Annotated in this window: 19 protein-coding genes; 10 read left to right on the top strand and 9 right to left on the bottom strand. The window is 52.5% G+C overall.

Annotated elements, in window-relative coordinates; translation table 11 throughout:
- The first annotated feature begins 34 nt into the window (after positions 1 to 34).
- Together Y71_RS04555 and oxyR are read left to right on the top strand one after the other, a co-directional pair.
- Complete coding sequence (locus Y71_RS04555) at positions 35 to 1,045, top strand: family 8 glycosyl hydrolase (protein WP_007370305.1); 1,011 nt, start codon at positions 35 to 37, stop codon at positions 1,043 to 1,045.
- Between the two features lie 212 nt (positions 1,046 to 1,257).
- Positions 1,258 to 2,172 carry a DNA-binding transcriptional regulator OxyR gene (gene oxyR / locus Y71_RS04550; RefSeq protein ID WP_007370304.1) on the top strand — a complete coding sequence of 305 codons (915 nt, stop codon included), beginning with the start codon at positions 1,258 to 1,260 and terminating at the stop codon, positions 2,170 to 2,172.
- Between the two features lie 2 nt (positions 2,173 to 2,174).
- Here oxyR and Y71_RS04545 read toward each other — a convergent pair whose 3' ends face one another.
- Entirely contained in the window at positions 2,175 to 2,600 is a 426-nt protein-coding gene (locus Y71_RS04545; protein WP_007370303.1) for a hypothetical protein, read from the bottom strand.
- Positions 2,601 to 3,055: 455 nt separating this feature from the next.
- On the opposite strand from Y71_RS04545, the gene Y71_RS04540 reads away from it, so the two are divergent.
- Both Y71_RS04540 and Y71_RS04535 read left to right on the top strand, forming a co-directional pair.
- Positions 3,056 to 3,736 carry a nitroreductase family protein gene (locus tag Y71_RS04540; protein ID WP_007370302.1) on the top strand — a complete coding sequence of 227 codons (681 nt, stop codon included), beginning with the start codon at positions 3,056 to 3,058 and terminating at the stop codon, positions 3,734 to 3,736.
- A 195-nt stretch (positions 3,737 to 3,931) separates the two neighbouring features.
- Positions 3,932 to 4,741 carry a hypothetical protein gene (locus Y71_RS04535; protein WP_007370300.1) on the top strand — a complete coding sequence of 270 codons (810 nt, stop codon included), beginning with the start codon at positions 3,932 to 3,934 and terminating at the stop codon, positions 4,739 to 4,741.
- Between the two features lie 42 nt (positions 4,742 to 4,783).
- On the opposite strand, the gene Y71_RS04530 is transcribed toward Y71_RS04535, so the two are convergent.
- Both Y71_RS04530 and Y71_RS04525 read right to left on the bottom strand, forming a co-directional pair.
- Entirely contained in the window at positions 4,784 to 5,905 is a 1,122-nt protein-coding gene (locus tag Y71_RS04530) for a ribosomal protein uL16 3-hydroxylase (RefSeq protein WP_007370299.1), read from the bottom strand.
- A gap of 88 nt (positions 5,906 to 5,993) precedes the next feature.
- The gene (locus Y71_RS04525; protein WP_007370298.1) at positions 5,994 to 6,902 is read right to left on the bottom strand and encodes a LysR family transcriptional regulator; all 909 of its coding nucleotides are present in this window, start codon (positions 6,900 to 6,902) and stop codon (positions 5,994 to 5,996) included.
- A 101-nt stretch (positions 6,903 to 7,003) separates the two neighbouring features.
- Between Y71_RS04525 and Y71_RS04520 the strand changes: the two genes are divergently transcribed.
- On the top strand, positions 7,004 to 8,071 hold the full coding sequence (locus Y71_RS04520; protein WP_007370297.1) for an SDR family oxidoreductase: 1,068 nt from the start codon (positions 7,004 to 7,006) through the stop codon (positions 8,069 to 8,071).
- A gap of 131 nt (positions 8,072 to 8,202) precedes the next feature.
- On the opposite strand, the gene Y71_RS04515 is transcribed toward Y71_RS04520, so the two are convergent.
- The gene (locus Y71_RS04515) at positions 8,203 to 8,784 is read right to left on the bottom strand and encodes a CGNR zinc finger domain-containing protein (protein WP_007370296.1); all 582 of its coding nucleotides are present in this window, start codon (positions 8,782 to 8,784) and stop codon (positions 8,203 to 8,205) included.
- A gap of 137 nt (positions 8,785 to 8,921) precedes the next feature.
- Between Y71_RS04515 and Y71_RS04510 the strand changes: the two genes are divergently transcribed.
- Positions 8,922 to 9,803, top strand: coding sequence for an alpha/beta fold hydrolase (locus tag Y71_RS04510; protein ID WP_007370295.1), 882 nt, complete (start codon positions 8,922 to 8,924; stop codon positions 9,801 to 9,803).
- Positions 9,804 to 9,839: 36 nt separating this feature from the next.
- On the opposite strand, the gene Y71_RS04505 is transcribed toward Y71_RS04510, so the two are convergent.
- On the bottom strand, positions 9,840 to 10,601 hold the full coding sequence (locus Y71_RS04505; RefSeq protein WP_007370294.1) for a class I SAM-dependent methyltransferase: 762 nt from the start codon (positions 10,599 to 10,601) through the stop codon (positions 9,840 to 9,842).
- Between the two features lie 108 nt (positions 10,602 to 10,709).
- Between Y71_RS04505 and Y71_RS04500 the strand changes: the two genes are divergently transcribed.
- Positions 10,710 to 11,489, top strand: a complete 780-nt coding sequence (locus Y71_RS04500; RefSeq protein WP_007370293.1) for a helix-turn-helix transcriptional regulator — start codon at positions 10,710 to 10,712, stop codon at positions 11,487 to 11,489.
- 43 nt (positions 11,490 to 11,532) lie between these two features.
- On the opposite strand, the gene ymcF is transcribed toward Y71_RS04500, so the two are convergent.
- Positions 11,533 to 11,721, bottom strand: coding sequence for a cold shock small protein YmcF (ymcF, locus tag Y71_RS04495; protein ID WP_071532013.1), 189 nt, complete (start codon positions 11,719 to 11,721; stop codon positions 11,533 to 11,535).
- A gap of 9 nt (positions 11,722 to 11,730) precedes the next feature.
- Positions 11,731 to 11,943, bottom strand: coding sequence for a transcription antiterminator/RNA stability regulator CspE (gene cspE, locus Y71_RS04490; protein ID WP_035887590.1), 213 nt, complete (start codon positions 11,941 to 11,943; stop codon positions 11,731 to 11,733).
- 386 nt (positions 11,944 to 12,329) lie between these two features.
- Between cspE and uxuA the strand changes: the two genes are divergently transcribed.
- The 3 genes from uxuA to Y71_RS04475 all read left to right on the top strand — a co-directional run bounded on the left by uxuA (position 12,330) and on the right by Y71_RS04475 (position 16,190).
- Positions 12,330 to 13,397: a mannonate dehydratase gene (uxuA, locus tag Y71_RS04485; protein ID WP_007370290.1), complete on the top strand. Its 1,068-nt coding sequence runs from the start codon at positions 12,330 to 12,332 to the stop codon at positions 13,395 to 13,397.
- A 61-nt stretch (positions 13,398 to 13,458) separates the two neighbouring features.
- Positions 13,459 to 14,793, top strand: a complete 1,335-nt coding sequence (locus Y71_RS04480) for a gluconate:H+ symporter (protein WP_007370289.1) — start codon at positions 13,459 to 13,461, stop codon at positions 14,791 to 14,793.
- A gap of 194 nt (positions 14,794 to 14,987) precedes the next feature.
- Positions 14,988 to 16,190, top strand: a complete 1,203-nt coding sequence (locus Y71_RS04475; protein ID WP_035942072.1) for an MFS transporter — start codon at positions 14,988 to 14,990, stop codon at positions 16,188 to 16,190.
- Between the two features lie 39 nt (positions 16,191 to 16,229).
- Here Y71_RS04475 and Y71_RS04470 read toward each other — a convergent pair whose 3' ends face one another.
- Together Y71_RS04470 and yjdI are read right to left on the bottom strand one after the other, a co-directional pair.
- A complete protein-coding gene (locus Y71_RS04470) occupies positions 16,230 to 16,502 on the bottom strand; it encodes a GNAT family N-acetyltransferase (protein ID WP_007370287.1) in 273 nt (90 codons plus the stop codon).
- Positions 16,503 to 16,513: 11 nt separating this feature from the next.
- On the bottom strand, positions 16,514 to 16,744 hold the full coding sequence (gene yjdI, locus Y71_RS04465) for a 4Fe-4S mono-cluster protein YjdI (RefSeq protein ID WP_007370286.1): 231 nt from the start codon (positions 16,742 to 16,744) through the stop codon (positions 16,514 to 16,516).
- Positions 16,745 to 16,774 lie beyond the last annotated feature (30 nt).

Here is a 16,774-nt window from a genome sequence, read left to right as displayed (position 1 = left end):
CGGTAACTGCCCTATTTTCACCACAGGATGTCTCATGTTAAGAACCACCTGGCTCATGCCGTGCCTGCTATTGTCGCTGGCCATGACCGCTTTTTCAGCCCGCTGTCAGGACAGCAACTGGGGGCTGTTTAAACAGAACTACCTGAGTCAGGATGGCCGCATTATCGACCATGAAAATGGCGATATTAGCCATTCGGAAGGTCAGGGATATGGCATGTTACTGGCCGTCGTTAACGACGATCCCGCCACATTTGAAAAAGTGTGGCGCTGGACGCGCAACACCTTATTACGCCCATCGCTGTGGCTGTTTGCCTGGCGCTACGATCCACGCGAACGCAAAGTGACGGACGATAATAACGCCAGCGACGGCGACACATTGATCGCCTGGGCGTTATTGCTGGCGGGCAATAAATGGCACGATGAGAGTTATCTCACTGCCTCGGAAAATATTCAGGATGCAATTATCAACTGCCTGGTGATTGAACAGGATTCCCGGACATTACTCCTGCCGGGCCTCACTGGGTTTACCAAAGACGATGGGTATATTCTCAACCCATCCTATTTTGTTTTTCCGGCCTGGGAGAGTTTCTGGCAGCAACGGCATAACAATATTTGGTTAAAACTGAAGAAATCGAGCCTCGAATTACTCAATAAAGCGCGTTTTGGTAAGAGCCAACTGCCCAGCGACTGGATTTTTGTTAAGAATAGTGGTGAAGTCATGCCAGCCGCGAACTGGCCGGCAAGATTCAGCTACGATGCGATTCGCATTCCGCTTTATTTAAGCCTCAGCGATGCGCAGCAACATTCGATGGAAAATTTCCGTCATTTTTGGGCGGGCTACACTCGCAATGACACGCCCGCGTGGGTGGATGTCTCAGACAACGAACGGGCAAGTTATCCGATGTCTGGCGGCATTCTGGCGGTGCGTGATTTAACCATGGGCGACTATCCACAGATGGAAACGTCTTTGCGTTCGGGTGAAGGTTATTATTTGTCCGCATTACATATGTTGTCGTTATTTGCGGCTTCGTTGAAGACGCATTAGTGGTATTACACGCAATGTCCGGCGCGGGAGTGCACCGGAGTCGGGCAGGATGCCGCTGAAAGTGAAAGCAATAATAAAAACCATCAAATCTCATGTACAGGCATGAGGGGGAAACCTGATGACAGAGTTGAAAATAATAAGACGTCATTTACACAACACGTTGCTACAGGTGGGCTCTCAACTACGCGGAAATTTGCGCCCCGGGGACCATAATGAACATCCGTAATCTTGAGTATCTTGTCGCGCTGGCGAAGCACCGACATTTTCAGCGCGCCGCTGAAGCCTGCAACGTCAGTCAACCGACGTTAAGCGCTCAGTTGCGTAAACTGGAAAACGAACTCGGTTTACAACTGCTGGAACGTACGACGCGCAAGATCCGCTTTACGCAAACCGGGCTGCGGCTGGTTGAGCAAACCCAGGTGGTGCTGCGGGAGATTGAAGCGCTGAAAAATATGGCCAGCAGCAGCCACTATCAGAGCCTGATGCAGACGCTGGATGTCGGCATTATTCCGACGCTGGCACCCTATATTTTTTCCCATTTGAATGCCGTTTGCCGCGAGAATTTCCCGGAAATTGAGCTGGAGATCCACGAAGCGCAGACCAACCAGTTGCTGTATATGCTGGAGTCCGACACCATCAAATGCGCGATCATGACTTCCAATAAAGACACCAGTAAATACGTTGAACTGCCGCTGTTCGACGAGCCGCTGGTGCTGGGCGTCAGCCATCAACACCCCTACTCGCGCATGAACGAAATCGATATGGGGCATTTGAAAAATAATAAGATTCTGATGATTGACGATGGCAACTGTCTGCACAGCCAGGTGCTGCGCTACTGTTATCAGTTCGAGCTGGAACCGGATTCACGTTTTGTGGCGATGCACCTGGAAACCCTGCGGCGCGGCGTGGCGTTTAATCGCGGCGTGTCCTTCTTCCCGTTGCTCTCGACCCAGCAAGGGAGCAACGAAAATATTCGTTATATCCGCTGTGTCAGCCCGGAACCGAAACGTAAAGTGGTGTTGATATTTCATCGCAGCGATCCAATGCGTAAGAAATATGAAATTCTGCGTAATGCGATCGCACGTTATATGGAGCGCTACCTGATCGACTATAACGCGATGGCGTAATGCTAACGGCGCGGCGCTGAAGCGGCGACGGAATCGCGATTATGACGGCAATCTTGCGCCTGCGAGGTTGCCGATTTTTTTATCAGCCCCTGCATTAATTCTTCCGGTAATAACGTCCCCCGGTGGTACATCTCTTCGATATTCAGCCACAGGCTTACCAGCATGATGGTGTAATCCGCCACCGAGGCGGGCGCATGCAGAGGGGCCATAAACGGAAAATGAACCAGCAGTTGCTGTTTATCCTCCTCCGTTACGACTCCCTGATACCAGGGCGCAGAGAGTTGGCGATAAACGTCGGCCTCCTCCAGCGAACAGGCCCAGCTCAGGCGCACTGCGATGGTTTTCACGAACGGCGGGATCGAGGTGTTTTCCTCCGCAAGCGGAGTCAGACTCGACGTAAGATCGTGACCGTGCGATTCAGCGTTCATTTTTTCCCTCAATGCCTGGCGGGTAGCAAACTATATTCATCGACCCGTGCGGAAAATACTTTAGGCTTATTATTTAAAATAGAGAATAAAATGAAAATGATCCATGCGGATTGTCTTAAATCTTAAAAAAAATCATATAAAGCAATGGGTTATTTTACAACCAATTATTGATGGCATCGATCTAAAATAGCCTTTTTGATTTATTCCATAAATTAAACCACACCATTAATCGATTCACCTCCAGGGTTATTGCACTTATTTCATTATTTACGTGAAAATCTATCCCCGCCATCTGCAAGCTTGATGACGTTATCGGCAAACGGATTCCGCACGAGGCGTTTTTACCGACAAATACCGCGCTTTATTCCATCTATTTGCTGCATCAATGGGTGAGATCCTGTGCTCTGATAACCTGATATTTTTCCCTTTGCCGCTCACAACAGGAACAGTGACTCATGGATCCGTTTCAGCAAATTTTGAAGTCTACGCTCGCCCGCACAGAGAGCGTGCCGCAGACCACCACGCCGCCGACGCTGCCGGAAGCGGAGCGTGTTTCCTGGACTGCCAGTGTCGCGGCGGAAGATTTTCTGGCGCTGGCTAAAGCACGGCGCACCATTTATACGCTGGGCAAAGATCTGCCGGTCGCGGAAGAGACGGTGATCGATACCATTAAAGAGGCGATTCGCCAGGCGCCATCGGCGTTCAATTCGCAAAGTTCGCGCGCGCTGATCCTGCTGGGCAAGGAGCACGATCGCTTCTGGGGGCTGGTGCGCGAACAGTTGCGTAAAGTGATCCCGGCAGAAAGTTTCCACGCCACTTCCGACAAACTCGACGGCTTTACCGCCGCTGCCGGTTCGGTGCTGTTTTTTGAAGATCAGGAAATAGTGACCGCGCTGCAACGCCAGTACATCGCCTATGCGGATAACTTCCCTGTCTGGTCAGAACAGAGCAGCGGTATTGCCCAGTATGCCGTCTGGCTGGCGCTGGCAGAGAAAAGCATTGGCGCTAACCTGCAACACTACAACCCGCTGATCGATCAGGATGTGCGCGAGACATGGAATATTCCGCCGAGCTGGAAACTGCGCGCGGAGATGAACTTCGGCAGCATCATTGCGCCCGCCGATGAGAAAACCTAGATTGATGACGACAGGCGTTTTATCGTCGCCAGATAATTCGCTGTAAATAGCTGCCTGCGGGCAGCTATTTTGTTTTTAGGGTAAATATTCAGCACAGCCTGTCGCACAAAGCGAAACCCTCTTTTTGTGGTTGCTGAGTTAATTTCGTCGGATAAGATATTTCTAATTTCATTATTCATTGCAGAAGGAAGAAACATGAACCTGCAAAGCATTTTGGGTAAACAGGTGCTGGGGGTACTGGCTTATTATTGCGGCGAAAAGATTACCGTTAATATTTGCGCCACTTACCCGAACAGCGATAATTCATTACGCGTTTTTTTCCATAACGGCCACCAGCTCGCCGTTGATGATTTTGCCACAGTCCATCTTGATAACCGTACCGGCGTTGACGAATTTGACGCCAACATCTCCGTATACCGTAGTTCTTACAAAGGACGGGTGATCGCCATTGATGGCGACTGGGTGGTGCTGGCGCCGCGGGAATGCCAGTTGCTGCACGGCTTTAAGAAGGTTATCGATATTAAAGAAACGGGCTATCGCTACCCGGACGATCCGCGCGCCGATACGCTGGTCCCGTTCACTACATTAACGGCATTACCGCCACTGGAAATAAAAGATCATCATAATAAAGTCGGCGTATTAATTACCCACGCGCAGGAACAACCGCATACGACGGTGCTGGCTTTTCTTTCGTCTTCAGATAACGACATATTTTTAATCACGTTCCCTGAGACATTTAAATCGAAAGTGCTGAAAAAAGATAACCGCTGCCTTTTCGCCATGGATGAGCGTGCAAATTATATTTTCGAGAACGCCATTCACTGGAATTACACCACCTTTGAAGGCCGCGCATTTTTAATTCCCAACGGCAGCCCATTATTTCTGCAAGTTCGTGAAGCGTTTATCGAGAAAAACCCGTGGGAGATGGCCTTTTTCCTGCGTGAAGATCTGGAGATGTACCACATCAAGAGCGACCATCTGGTCTGCTCCGGCGAAAGCGCCTGACAGAAAACCCTCCGCGGCCAGGCGCGGCGCGGAGGGCGTAGCTTACTCGTCGAAGAACCAGTAGCCCTGATTTACCAGCCAGGCCAGCTCTTCGGCAAAGTCCGGGTTGTCCAGCGCGTTACCCAGCTCTTTCTGCCCGATCACCGTATAACGGCACAGCGCGTCGGCGGCCTGCGGCTCGGTCGTTTCCAGGCATTCGCTGTTCACAAAGAAGCTGTCGCCGATATGGAGTACTCGCAGCCCGCTCAGGCGAGTCAGCACCTGCCCTTCCTGCAACGCCGCAACAATCTCGTCGGCGCTGTAGTCGTCCGGCTCGGGCGACACATCCAGTTCATGGCGCGGCGTGGTAATAAAGCTGCCAAACCACTGTTTGAAATGAACCGGATCGTTGATCATGTCGATCATCATGCCGCGCAGGCGATCGAGTTCATACTCTTCCACCCGCCCCGGATGTTCACGACAGGTTAAATCCGGATCGCTGTAGTGCTCGTTACCGAGATCGTTTTCCAGTGCGTAGTCGGCAAAGCTGCTGATCAGATCGCGACCGTTCGGCCCGCGAAAACCGATCGAGTAGTTGAACGCCGCTTCGTGAGTGAAACCATCGTGAGGGAATCCAGGCGGAATGTAGAGGATATCGCCCGGCTCCAGATCTTCATCAATGATCGGCTCGAAAGGATCGACGTGCAGCAGCGCCGGATGCGGGCAAAACTGGCGCATCGGCAACTTATCGCCCACGCGCCAGCGGCGGCTGCCCATCCCCTGAATAATAAATACATCGTACTGGTCGATATGCGGACCAACGCCGCCGCCCGGTACGGAATAAGAGATCATCAGATCGTCAAAGCGCCACTCCGGCAACACGCGAAACGGCTTCACCAGTTCGGCGGAAGGTGCGTGCCAGTGGTTTACCGCCTGCGCCAACAGCGACCAGTCGGTTTCGCCCAGATGATCAAACTCCTCGAAGGGGCCATGCCACGCCTGCCATTGCCCATTTTTGTGGCTGACAATGCGGCTGTCGATTTCCGGTTCCATCGCCAGACCAGCCAGTTCATCAGGCGTGATCGGATCAACGAAGTCCGGGAAGGCGCGTTTCAGAACGACAGGTTTCTTTTGCCAGTATTTTTCAAGAAATTCCGGCCAGTTCAGGTTGAGTTGGTAAGCCATGGATTCACACCAGTAAGAAGGGACACCAGCAGATTATAAAGAGCGCGACGGGTTGCCCGCCTTGTCATTGGTCAAGCGCATGCAGGACTTATGATGGCGCAATATCCAGTTGGCCCAACACCGCAAGTAACGCATCCACCTTCGGCAGTAGCTGCTTGCGTCGCGGCCACACCAGGGTCAGCGCCAGCCCCTCCGGTTGATGCTGTGGCAGGATCACTACCAGCTCGCCGCGCTGCAATTGCGTATGCACCAGCCAGGTGGGCAACTGGCCGACGCCCAGCCCGGCGCAAATCGCCTGCACCTGCGCATCAACATCGCCCAGCGCCATGCGCCAGGGCACCGTGCGCCACTCCGGATAGCCGTCGGCGGTGGTGAAGATCCAGGGTTTGCTGCTGCCATCGACCCGCTCGTAAAGGATCGCTTTATGCCGCAACAGTTGTGCCTCATCCTGCGGCATGCCTTCACGTTGCAGGTAATCGGGCGATGCGCAAAACACCATCTTTTCGCGCCCAATGTGTCGGCACCCCAGCGAGGCGGGCAGTTCAGAGGTTTGGCCGATCCGCACGGCAACGTCGATGCCCTCTTCAAACAGATCGACGAAGCGATCGGAAAAGGTCAGGCTGAGTTCGATCTCCGGGTGCTGCTGGCAAAAAGGGATCAGCAGTGGCATCACGCCCAGCCGTCCGTAAGTATTCGGTACCGCCAGCCGCAAACGACCGGAAGGGATGGTGCGGTGCGCCGCCAGCACCGATTCGGCTTCCGCCAGGTCTTCCAGAATGCGCAGACAGGTCTGGTAATAAGCCTGCCCGGCGTCGGTTAACTCCAGCCGCCGGGTGGTGCGCTCCAGCAGCCGCGAACCCAGCCGGGCCTCCAGACGACCGACGCTTTTACTGATCGCCGACCCTGTCAGATGCAGCCGTTCGGCGGCGGCGGTAAAGCTCCCTGCTTCGACGCAGGCGACAAAGGGGATGATATCTTTAAGACGTTGGTCGCGCATAGATTCGTGAATTCAGGTCAGTAATAGTGTGAATTAATACCAGAGATAAGAAATAAATTCTTCATTAGTCTGTACTCATCACGATAGAGGAGAACATTCATATGCAGAAGAAAGCATTAATTGTCGGCATCAGCGGCGTTATTGGCCGCGCACTGGCCGAACAACTGCTCAGCGAAGGGTGGCAGGTTTGCGGATTGTCACGCGGGCGCGGCGCTGTCCCCGCAGGCTGCATCAGCCTGACGGCGGATCTGACCGATGCGGCAGCCGTGGCTGCGGCGCTTCAAACGCAGCAGCCGGATGCGCTGTTTTTCAGTGTCTGGGCACGCCAGGAAAACGAAAAAGCCAATATTCGCGTCAATGGTGCGATGGTGAAAAATGTTATTGCAGCGCTGGGTGAACGGCTGGCCGGGAAACACGTGGCGCTGGTCACTGGCATGAAACACTACCTCGGCCCGTTCGAGGCCTATGGCAAGGGCAATGTTCCGGTCACGCCGTTTCGCGAGGAACAGGGCCGCCAGGATGTGGAGAATTTCTATTATGCCCAGGAGGATGAAGTGTTCGCCGGGGCGCAAAAATATGGCTATCGCTGGAGTGTTCATCGCCCGCACAGCATCATTGGTTATGCCGTCGGCAATGCTATGAATATGGGGTTGACGCTGGCGGTTTACGCCACACTTTGTCGTGAAAAAGGCTGGCCGTTTATCTTCCCCGGCTCGCCGGAGCAGTGGAACGGCGTGTCGGACGTGACGGACGCTGGCCTGCTGGCAGAACAACTGAGCTGGGCGGCGCAAAGCGAAAACGCGGCAAATGAAGATTTTAACGCCGTTAATGGCGATGTTTTCCGCTGGAACTGGCTCTGGCCTCGGCTGGCTGCTTATTTTGCCATTGAATCTGCGCCCTACCCGGAAAGCATGCAACCGCTGGAAGGAAGAATGCAGGATGCGCAAGCCGCGTGGACAGAGATTGCAGCGAAATACCATTTGCGCGAAGCGGATATCAGCAAACTTGCCTCCTGGTGGCATACCGACGCCGATCTTGGTCGTCCAATGGAGGCGTTCGCCGATATGAGCAAAAGCCGCAAAGCGGGCTTTACTGGTTATCGCAGCACGCTGGATGCGTTCACCGCGTTGTTCGATCGCCTGAAAGCGGAAAATATTATTCCGCGCTAAGACAATGCCCGGAGGCGCAACGCGCTCCGGGCGCAGTGTCGGCTAAGTTTGGCGAGTAAGCCGGGTTATTGATGCTGACCGTACACCTCAATATCAGCACTATTGCCGATGAAAAATTTGCTGGCTGGCTCTCAGCTTTTGGCACGGAAACGGGCCACTTTCGCCCGGTTGCCGCACAGCGCCATGCTGCACCAGCGGCGGCGATGCGCTTTGGTGCGGTCGTAAAACCAGAGTATGCACTCCGGATGCTCGCACTGGCGAACATACTCAAATTGCCCGTGTGTGATTAGCTCTGCCGCCTGCTCTGCTACTGGTGCCAGCGCCCGTAGCGGCGTATCCCGTTGATACAAACGCTGGATCTGTAACGCGCCTTCGGCGTCAGTATTCACCTGCAAATAGCTCTGCGCCTGCGCCAGATAATCGTTAAGCTGCGCCAGCGACGGCGTATGGCCGTTTTTTTTCTCTTCTACCAGTTGCAGGATCAACGCGCGCAACTTACGCGCTTCAGCCAGCAGCTCTCCCGGTTTAGCGATAAAGGTGTCTGACAGTGTTCCCTGCCCGCTCTGTTGCAACCAGTTTTTGACATCCTCATCGGACTGCCAAAAGTCGTGCGTGCCTTGCTCCGCCCAGGCCTGCGTATTGATAAAGTCCAGCGCGCCTTGCTCGGCGATAAACCACGGGCCTTCGGTACCTGTTGTCGAGGGTGCTGCCATGTTGCGACTCCAGTAAGGTATTCATTTCGTCATTGTAACCGATAAAATTAATTTTACACAGTTACATTAATCCACCATACTCAATCCCGACGTAACCCCTTAAATTCAATTTAAACGGTTTCAAGTGAGGTATTGATATGGCTGGCAACACCCATTTCCCTGTTCGTTATCAGTTCGTTGACGCCGATGGCGTCCGGGTTTTCTACCGTGAAGCAGGTACGCCGGGTAACCCGGTACTTTTGCTGCTGCATGGTTTTCCCAGCTCATCACACCAGTATCGAGAGCTGATCCCGCTGCTGGCGGATCGGTTCCACATCATCGCTCCGGATCTGCCAGGTTTCGGTTTTACGGAAGTGCCCGCCGAACGGAATTATGTTTACCGTTTTGATACGCTGGCTGCGACGATGGTGGCTTTTGTCGATGCGCTGGATCTGCAACGTTTTGCGATGTATGTCTTTGATTACGGCGCGCCGACCGGCCTGCGTCTGGCGCTGCATTACCCCGAACGCATCAGCGGGCTCATTTCGCAAAACGGTAATGCCTATCTGGAAGGATTAGGGGATGCATGGGCGCCAGTACGCGCTTACTGGGATGCACCCACAGCCGAAAACCGCCAGGCGGTGAATGATGCGATTTTGCATTTAGAAGGCACGAAATGGCAGTATCTGCACGGCGTTAGCGATCCTGCGCAGGTTGCGCCAGAAGGTTACCAACTGGATGCCCTGTTGATGGAACGGCCCGGCAATAAAGCGATCCAGTTGGATCTGTTTCTGGATTATGCCAATAACCTGAAACGTTATCCGGAATTTCAGGCTTTCTTCCGCGCCTGGCAGCCACCAGCGCTGATTATCTGGGGCAAACACGATCCGTTCTTTATTCCGCCGGGGGCTGAAGCCTGGAAACGCGATAACCCAAACGCAGTGGTCGAACTGCTCGATACTGGCCACTTCGCGCTGGAAACCCATGCCGGTTACATCGCACAACGCATTCGCGAAGTCATCGGCGAGGCGCTGGGCTAAGGAAAGTGTGCGCCCACTTATCGTGGGCGCAGATTGTCAGGCCTGAGTCTGGAACATAATGGTGTCCGACGTAAACGAGCCATCTTCGCCGATCAGGAAGTGCTGCTTCACCTCTTCCGACGTTTGCTGTTGCAGAAAGCGAATTGCCGCACGCAATACTTCCGGCGTTTTCATGCGTTCAACCCATGAGTTGTATTCCAGCGCCAGGCGATCGGTTAACAGCTTATCGACCGTCATCCCGCTCTGCTGCGTCATTTGCAGCCACTCCGCCGCCGAGTAGTTGCGCACGTGAGACGGATCGCGCAGTACTTCGATAGTTTGCAGCCAGATATCCAGCACCGGACGGCCCGGCGAGGCGATATCCATTAAGATAAATTTACCACCAGGCTTCAGCACACGTTTCACCTCACGCAGCGCCAGCGCAACATCATGCCAGTGATGAGCAGAGTAACGGCTGATCACCACATCAAACGCGCCATCGGCAAAGGGCAATTGTTCCGCCGCGCCATGTACCGTGTTGATATTGCTCAGTTGACGATCGCGGGCCGCCTGGCGCACCACGTCGAGCATTTTTTCTGACAGATCGTAAGCCGTCACTTCACGGACGACGCCAGCCGCGACAAAACTGGCATGCCCGGCACCGCAGCCCAGATCCAGAACTGCGGCAGCAGGATTTTCACTGAGCCACTCCGCCAGCCGCACCAAATCTGCGCCCTGCGCGTGAACCTGGCTGGTGAGGTAGGCCTGCGCCTGGTCGCCAAACTGTTGTTTCGTTAATTCATGATGATTGACCGCCATTCTCTTGTTCCTTTTTTAGCTCGACAAAAATTTGCTCTTTGCCGACTATACGACCCTCTTTATAGGGGTACAATATGGCTACTTATACTGGTATTAATGAGTACCACCATGGAAAATACTCTCTTTGCCGGGCCAAAAACTCTCGGCGCCTTTTTACGTGCACAGCGGGAAAAAACCGCGCCGGCCGATATTGGCCTGCCGGCGCAAGGTCGGCGGCGCACCCGTGGATTACGCCGGGAAGAAGTGGCGCAGCTCAGCGGTATCAGCACCACCTGGTATACCTGGATTGAACAGGGGCGCGACATTGTCGTGTCACCGCAAACCTTGTCCAATATTGCTGGCGTATTAAAAATGACGCAGGCGGAGCGGAAGTATCTGTTCCACCTGGCGCTGCAAAACGATCCGCAGGAAGAGCATGTCATTACCGTGGAAGAATCGGTGCTGGCGACGGTGAATCAGGTGCAGTGCCCCTGTTATTTGCTGGATGTAACCTGGAATATGGTAGCGTGGAATACGCCCGCTGAAGCGCTATTTAGCGGCTGGCTGGATAAGGATACCCAGCCGAATATGATGAGTTTTATGTTTCGTCATCCCCTTGCGCAAACGCTGGTGGTTGACTGGGAGACGCGCGCCAGCCGGATTGTCGCAGAATTGCGTGCCGATGCGATGCACTATCCGCACGATCAGGGATTGAATCATTTAGTGCAGAGTCTGAGTAACGACAGCGAACTGTTTCGCACTTTCTGGTCGCGCCAGCAGGTGGTGGTGCGCGAAGGCGGCGAACGCGTTTTTCATCATCCGCAGCAGGGGGAGCTGCATTTCCGGCAGATGACCTGGCAATTAACCAGTAATCGCGCGATCAAAATGATTATGTTAATGGCGGAATAATGCAGAATAAAAAAAGCAGATCAGAAATCTGACCTGCTTTTTTTTATTTACGGAATTCGACAGTATTCGAACCGGCCTGGAAAAACGCGGCGATATTATCAAATGTGTTCATTGCAGATTTGCAAAAAATACATTTAGCACCGACCGGGTTTTTCTCAGTGACATCAAAACTGGAAATTCGGTATTGCGACCCGTGGCAGCACGGGCAGCGAAAATGGATACGATTCGTAATGGTAAATCCTTAGCGCGGAACCACGTTGGCCGCAGCCGGACCTTTCGGGCCGTTTTCGATAGTAAATTCAACCTCTTGATTTTCTTCAAGAGTACGGTACGCATTGCTCTGGATAGCAGAGAAATGTACGAATACATCTTTGCTGCCATCTTTCGGAGTAATGAAACCGAAGCCTTTCTCAGCGTTGAACCATTTAACGATACCGTTCATTTTAGTAGACATGCTTGTTACCTTCTTTTTTGTTCGCCGAATACGGCAGTAATGGTCTGAGACATTATTTTTTATCAGAGTGTAAAGCGAAGACCCAAAAAGAAGTAGCAAGGAGGTACTTAGAGATGAGAAAGACTTTAGTGAACTACTGGAGATAATGATTTATCAAACCGACGACGCATTAACTCATGGCTGCACTTATTTCGCAAGCGTTAATTTTAAAAAATTTGTCAGCGCCCTTTTTCACCAACATAACCAAACACATCGGGCACTCTCTTGCCAGCAACCGCAAACCAAACGGCTTATGTGTGAAGCCGATCGCAAAACCAGGCACAGGCAAACGTTACTATAAATACTAGTATGGTAGTTGAGTGTTTTCTTTTAGAGGTGCAATGAGCATGCAAATGACAATGCGCTGGTTTGGGCCAGTTGAAGACAAAATCCCACTGGAATATATCCGCCAGGTACCGGGCGTCGAAGGAGTAGTAGGAGCGTTGTACGATGTGCCGGTAGGTGAAGTATGGCCAAAAGAGAAAATCAACGCGCTTGCCGGGCAAGTCCGTGATGCCGGGCTTAAGATGGAAGTCATTGAAAGCGTTAATATTCATGACGATATTAAGATCGGTCTCCCCAGCCGCGATCGGCTGATTGCCAATTACCAGCAAACCATCCGCAACCTTGCAGAAGTAGGGATAAAAGTCATCTGCTACAACTTTATGCCGGTTTTTGACTGGATGAAGACCGAGATGAATTACGTATTGCCGGACGGCTCGCTGACGATGGCGTTCGAAAAGAAAGGCATCGATAAAACGCTGGATGAAGTGGTTAAAGAGGTGCTGGAAAATTCCAACGGCTTTGCGCTTCCAGGTTGGGAACCAGAACGTCTGGCGAAAGTACAAGAGCTGTTTGCCAAATATAAAGATGTTGATGACCAGAAATTACGTGAAAACCTGGTTTACTTCCTTGAGCGCGTTATTCCGGTCTGTGAAGAAGTCGGTATTAAAATGGCGATTCATCCGGACGATCCGCCGTATTCTATTTTTGGTCTTCCGCGCATCGTTAAAAATCGTGACGATCTCGACTGGATTTGTAATGCAGTCGATTCTGAAGCCAACGGTATTACTTTATGTACCGGTTCGATTGCCGAGGATCCCGAAAATAACGTGTGCCAAATCCTGGCCGAATTTACACGCCGAAAACGTATTCACTTTGCGCACGTGCGCAATATCAAACTGATTAAAGATAAAGATTTCTATGAATCCGCGCACTTATCCCGCTACGGTTCGCTGGATATGTACGAGGTCATGAAAGCCTTGCATGACAACGGGTTTGACGGTTACATCCGTCCGGATCACGGGCGTTTCATCTGGGGCGAAACCGGTCGGCCAGGCTACGGTCTTTACGATCGGGCGCTCGGCGTAACCTATTTACACGGTCTCTGGGAAGCACTCGAAAAACAAAACTAATTTTATTCGGGCCGGTGGTTCCACCGGCTTTTCTTGATAGCCAATCCGTAAGGTATTCTCTATGTCCCCGCTGTTAGCCTTATTCTGGGTGCTGGTAGGTATTGCACTTCTGGTTCTTATGAACCTGAAATACAAATTTCACAATATTTTCGCGCTACTGATTGCAGGTATATTTGTCGCAATCATGGAAGGTATTCCACTCGATAAAATTGTGTCTGTCGTTCAGGACGGTCTGGGCAGTATTCTCGGCCATCTTGCACTTATTATTTTGTTCGGCGCGATTATCGGTAAATTTATGACCGAATCCGGTGCCAGCCAGAGGATTGCCGATAGTGTTATTGAGCACTGCGGCACACGTTTCCTCACCGTCGGTTTGATGTTTATTGGCGTGATTTTCGGCATCGCCATGTTTTATGAAGTCGCTTTCCTGATTGCCATGCCACTGGTATTAAACATCGCCAAAAAAGCCCATATTCCCTATATGAAACTGGTTGTGCCAACGGTGGTCGGCGCAACCATGGGGCACAGTTTGTTCCCACCGCAGCCAGGACCGGTCGCGCTGATCAGTGCGTTTAATGCCGATATTGTGCAGGTCTATCTGTATGGCATCCTGGTCATTATTCCGGCGCTGTTTTGTGCAGGTATTTTATTACCGAAATATTTACCGGGAATCAAAACGATCCCGCTAAATTCACTGCTAAAACCCGTGGAGGAAAAAACAGCCCAGGATCTGCCGCCGTTTAGCATCAGTATTTTGATTCCGCTGATCCCGGCGGTACTGATGATTGTGGCCTCGCTGGTAAAAGGTCTGATGCCCGCTGGCTCGGAGCTGGTAAAGGTCTGTGTTTTTTTCGGCAGCGCGGAAATCAGTATGCTGCTTGCAACGCTTGCGGCAATCTGGTTTCTCGGCATTAAGCGCGGCATGACGCCGGACGGAGTAACCCATTGCGTCAGCGATGCGATTGCTAAAATTGCCAACGTCCTGTTTGTGATTAGCGCCGGAGGGATCCTGAAGCAGGTGATTGTGGTTTCCGGCGTTGGCAATCATATCGTGGACATTATGAGTAACGTCCCGCTGTCACCGTTTATCGTGGCGTGGATCATCACGGCCATCATCCGTATTCTGACCGGGCAAGGCGCCGTTGCGGCGATTACCTCCGCAGGCATCGTCGCGCCGATGGTCAGCGCTTTTCATTTAAACCCGGCGTTGATGTGCCTGGCTGTCGCCTGCGGCAGTAACACCATTACGCTGATGTATGACGGCGGCTTCCTGCTGTTTAAAGAAACCTTTGGCATCTCCATGAAAGATACCTTTAAAACCTGGGGGCTGCTGGAACTGATTAACTCGGTTGTCGGGTTAGGCATGGTGCTGCTGCTTAGCCTGTTTATCGCCTGACGTTTGCACTTAGGGGAAAAGGGAAGTCCCCATCACAATAACCTGCCCTTCTCATTCGCCATTCGGGATGCTACGTTTATCAGCAATAACATCCAACCCGGCCAGCCAATGTAACGACATCTCGTTGTAAACACACTTTTTTCATCGTGCAGCGCATGCTGTACGCAGAGTTCTGTTTGCCTGAGATGTTAACAATGAAGACGTTATTGATGGTATTAGTGCAGGCACTACGCCAGCACCGCTGGCTGTGCCTTTTCGGCTGCGCGTATATTTTCTCTTCTGTCGGTAATGGGCTGACGCAGACCATTATTCTGGGCCAGCTTCTGCGCTGGCACGCCTCTCCAGCGACACTCACGCTCACCTATATGCTGGCGACGTTGCCTGGTTTTTTTGGCAGCCTCCTCGGCGAGCGTTTATGCCGCCATGTTTCACCGCTGCGTTTACTGCTGCTAAGCGAGCTGGCGGGACTGGCCGGTTTACTGCTACCACTTTACGGTCTGCTGGCACACAGCATCCCCGCGCTTCTGGCTTTGCAATCCATCGAAGCGTTTGTCGCCGGGTTATCCTGGCCCGCCATGAGCCTGGTGTTCAAACGTGGTTTAAGTACTGCGGAACTGCCCGCGGCGACCAGCATGGAGACCGTGATCTTCGCCGCGCAGGTTCTGCTCGGAACCGGGATTGGCGTTTTGCTGTTCGGCAGAATGTCGCCGCTCGTCCTGCTCGGCATCGATGCCACAAGTTTTGTGTTGGCGATCGCACTGTTAGGCATCACCTCTCGCTATTTACGGTTGCCCCCGGGGGATGCAGAAGAGATGCGTCACAAAGTGAGCTGGAGCAGGTTATCCACCTTGCAGCAACGAAGCCTGCTTATGTTGCCTGCTCTTGCCGCCGTTGGCGCGCCTGCGATGGCACTCTTGCCCGCGCTGATACAGCAAACTCAGCCAGATACCGCCGCCGGGCTGGCGCTGCCGCTAATTTTTGCCCGCAGCCTGGGGCAACTGTGCGGTCCACTACTGCTGAAGGCCAACCGGCTGGAACAGTACGCCGCAAGTAATCGTTATCTGCTCTGTTGCCTGCTGGCTTTTCTTGCCGCCTATTGTCTGTTGCCGGGATTATCGGCATGGACGGCTGCTGCGCTGGTGATGATCTTTCTGGCGCATCTGGCGTCGAATGTCGTATTCGCTCTTGGAACCTTCAGTTTGTTGCATACATTCCCGGAAGAGTCGGTCTCTGCCGCCAGCGCAAAAGCGTGGCGCTGGCAGGCGATGAGTGCGGCTCTGGCAACGCTGACGGCGGCGTTTTTGTCCGAAAAATGGGGAGCAGCACAAGCGTTATACAGTGTGTCGTTTATGGCGCTGGTGCTGGTAATGGCCGTACTGATTCGCTACCGACGGTAACGATGAAGGGTGTGCACCGGCTAACACCGGTGCACATTTTTATGCGCGGATATCGTCATATTCACGAGTGTTATCAAACTCGTGTTTGGCAAACGGGCACAGCGGAATAATTTTACGGTTCTCGGCCCGCATTTTTTCCACCACGCGCGCCACAAGCTGTTTACCCACGCCTTGCCCTTTCAGGCTGGGATCAACATCAGTGTGTTCAATAATACTGAGATGTTCGCCCGTCGGCACAAATACAATCTCGGCAACCTGAACGCCCTGGGCGTCGTTGACGTAAAATTTGTTGTGACCTTCCAGTATTTCCATCTTTTTCTCACTCAGTTATGGCGGTATTTGAGCGCACCGCTTGGGCAGGTATCAATCACGTTGATCACCGTCTCAACATCCACTTCGTCCGGAATGATCCACGGTTTACGTTTCAGGTTAAAAAGCTTCGCATTACCGCGTACACAGTTTCCTGAGTGCTTACAAATGGCCGTATTGAAGTAAACATCAATTTTTTCACCGGTATACACGCGATAACCCGCGTCCAGTAGATCTTTATCCACGACATTGCCTCCGCTGTTTTTATCGGGTGT

It is taken from the genome of Kosakonia radicincitans DSM 16656 (assembly GCF_000280495.2).
In the GTDB taxonomy this organism is placed as follows: domain Bacteria; phylum Pseudomonadota; class Gammaproteobacteria; order Enterobacterales; family Enterobacteriaceae; genus Kosakonia; species Kosakonia radicincitans.
This window is presented reverse-complemented; position numbering and strand designations above follow the sequence as displayed.

Excerpts from the sequence above, each read along its gene's own strand:
- Y71_RS04480 (WP_007370289.1), top strand. The coding sequence starts at position 13,459 with ATGTCCCCGCTGTTAGCCTTATTCTGGGTGCTGGTAGGTATTGCACTT.
- cspE (WP_035887590.1), bottom strand. The coding sequence starts at position 11,943 with ATGTCTACTAAAATGAACGGTATCGTTAAATGGTTCAACGCTGAGAAA.
- Y71_RS04540 (WP_007370302.1), top strand. The coding sequence starts at position 3,056 with ATGGATCCGTTTCAGCAAATTTTGAAGTCTACGCTCGCCCGCACAGAG.
- uxuA (WP_007370290.1), top strand. The coding sequence starts at position 12,330 with ATGCAAATGACAATGCGCTGGTTTGGGCCAGTTGAAGACAAAATCCCA.
- Y71_RS04505 (WP_007370294.1), bottom strand. The coding sequence starts at position 10,601 with ATGGCGGTCAATCATCATGAATTAACGAAACAACAGTTTGGCGACCAG.
- Y71_RS04555 (WP_007370305.1), top strand. The coding sequence starts at position 35 with ATGTTAAGAACCACCTGGCTCATGCCGTGCCTGCTATTGTCGCTGGCC.
- Y71_RS04500 (WP_007370293.1), top strand. The coding sequence starts at position 10,710 with ATGGAAAATACTCTCTTTGCCGGGCCAAAAACTCTCGGCGCCTTTTTA.
- Y71_RS04470 (WP_007370287.1), bottom strand. The coding sequence starts at position 16,502 with ATGGAAATACTGGAAGGTCACAACAAATTTTACGTCAACGACGCCCAG.
- Y71_RS04515 (WP_007370296.1), bottom strand. The coding sequence starts at position 8,784 with ATGGCAGCACCCTCGACAACAGGTACCGAAGGCCCGTGGTTTATCGCC.
- Y71_RS04520 (WP_007370297.1), top strand. The coding sequence starts at position 7,004 with ATGCAGAAGAAAGCATTAATTGTCGGCATCAGCGGCGTTATTGGCCGC.
- Y71_RS04475 (WP_035942072.1), top strand. The coding sequence starts at position 14,988 with ATGAAGACGTTATTGATGGTATTAGTGCAGGCACTACGCCAGCACCGC.
- Y71_RS04545 (WP_007370303.1), bottom strand. The coding sequence starts at position 2,600 with ATGAACGCTGAATCGCACGGTCACGATCTTACGTCGAGTCTGACTCCG.
- Y71_RS04525 (WP_007370298.1), bottom strand. The coding sequence starts at position 6,902 with ATGCGCGACCAACGTCTTAAAGATATCATCCCCTTTGTCGCCTGCGTC.
- oxyR (WP_007370304.1), top strand. The coding sequence starts at position 1,258 with ATGAACATCCGTAATCTTGAGTATCTTGTCGCGCTGGCGAAGCACCGA.
- Y71_RS04530 (WP_007370299.1), bottom strand. The coding sequence starts at position 5,905 with ATGGCTTACCAACTCAACCTGAACTGGCCGGAATTTCTTGAAAAATAC.
- Y71_RS04535 (WP_007370300.1), top strand. The coding sequence starts at position 3,932 with ATGAACCTGCAAAGCATTTTGGGTAAACAGGTGCTGGGGGTACTGGCT.
- Y71_RS04510 (WP_007370295.1), top strand. The coding sequence starts at position 8,922 with ATGGCTGGCAACACCCATTTCCCTGTTCGTTATCAGTTCGTTGACGCC.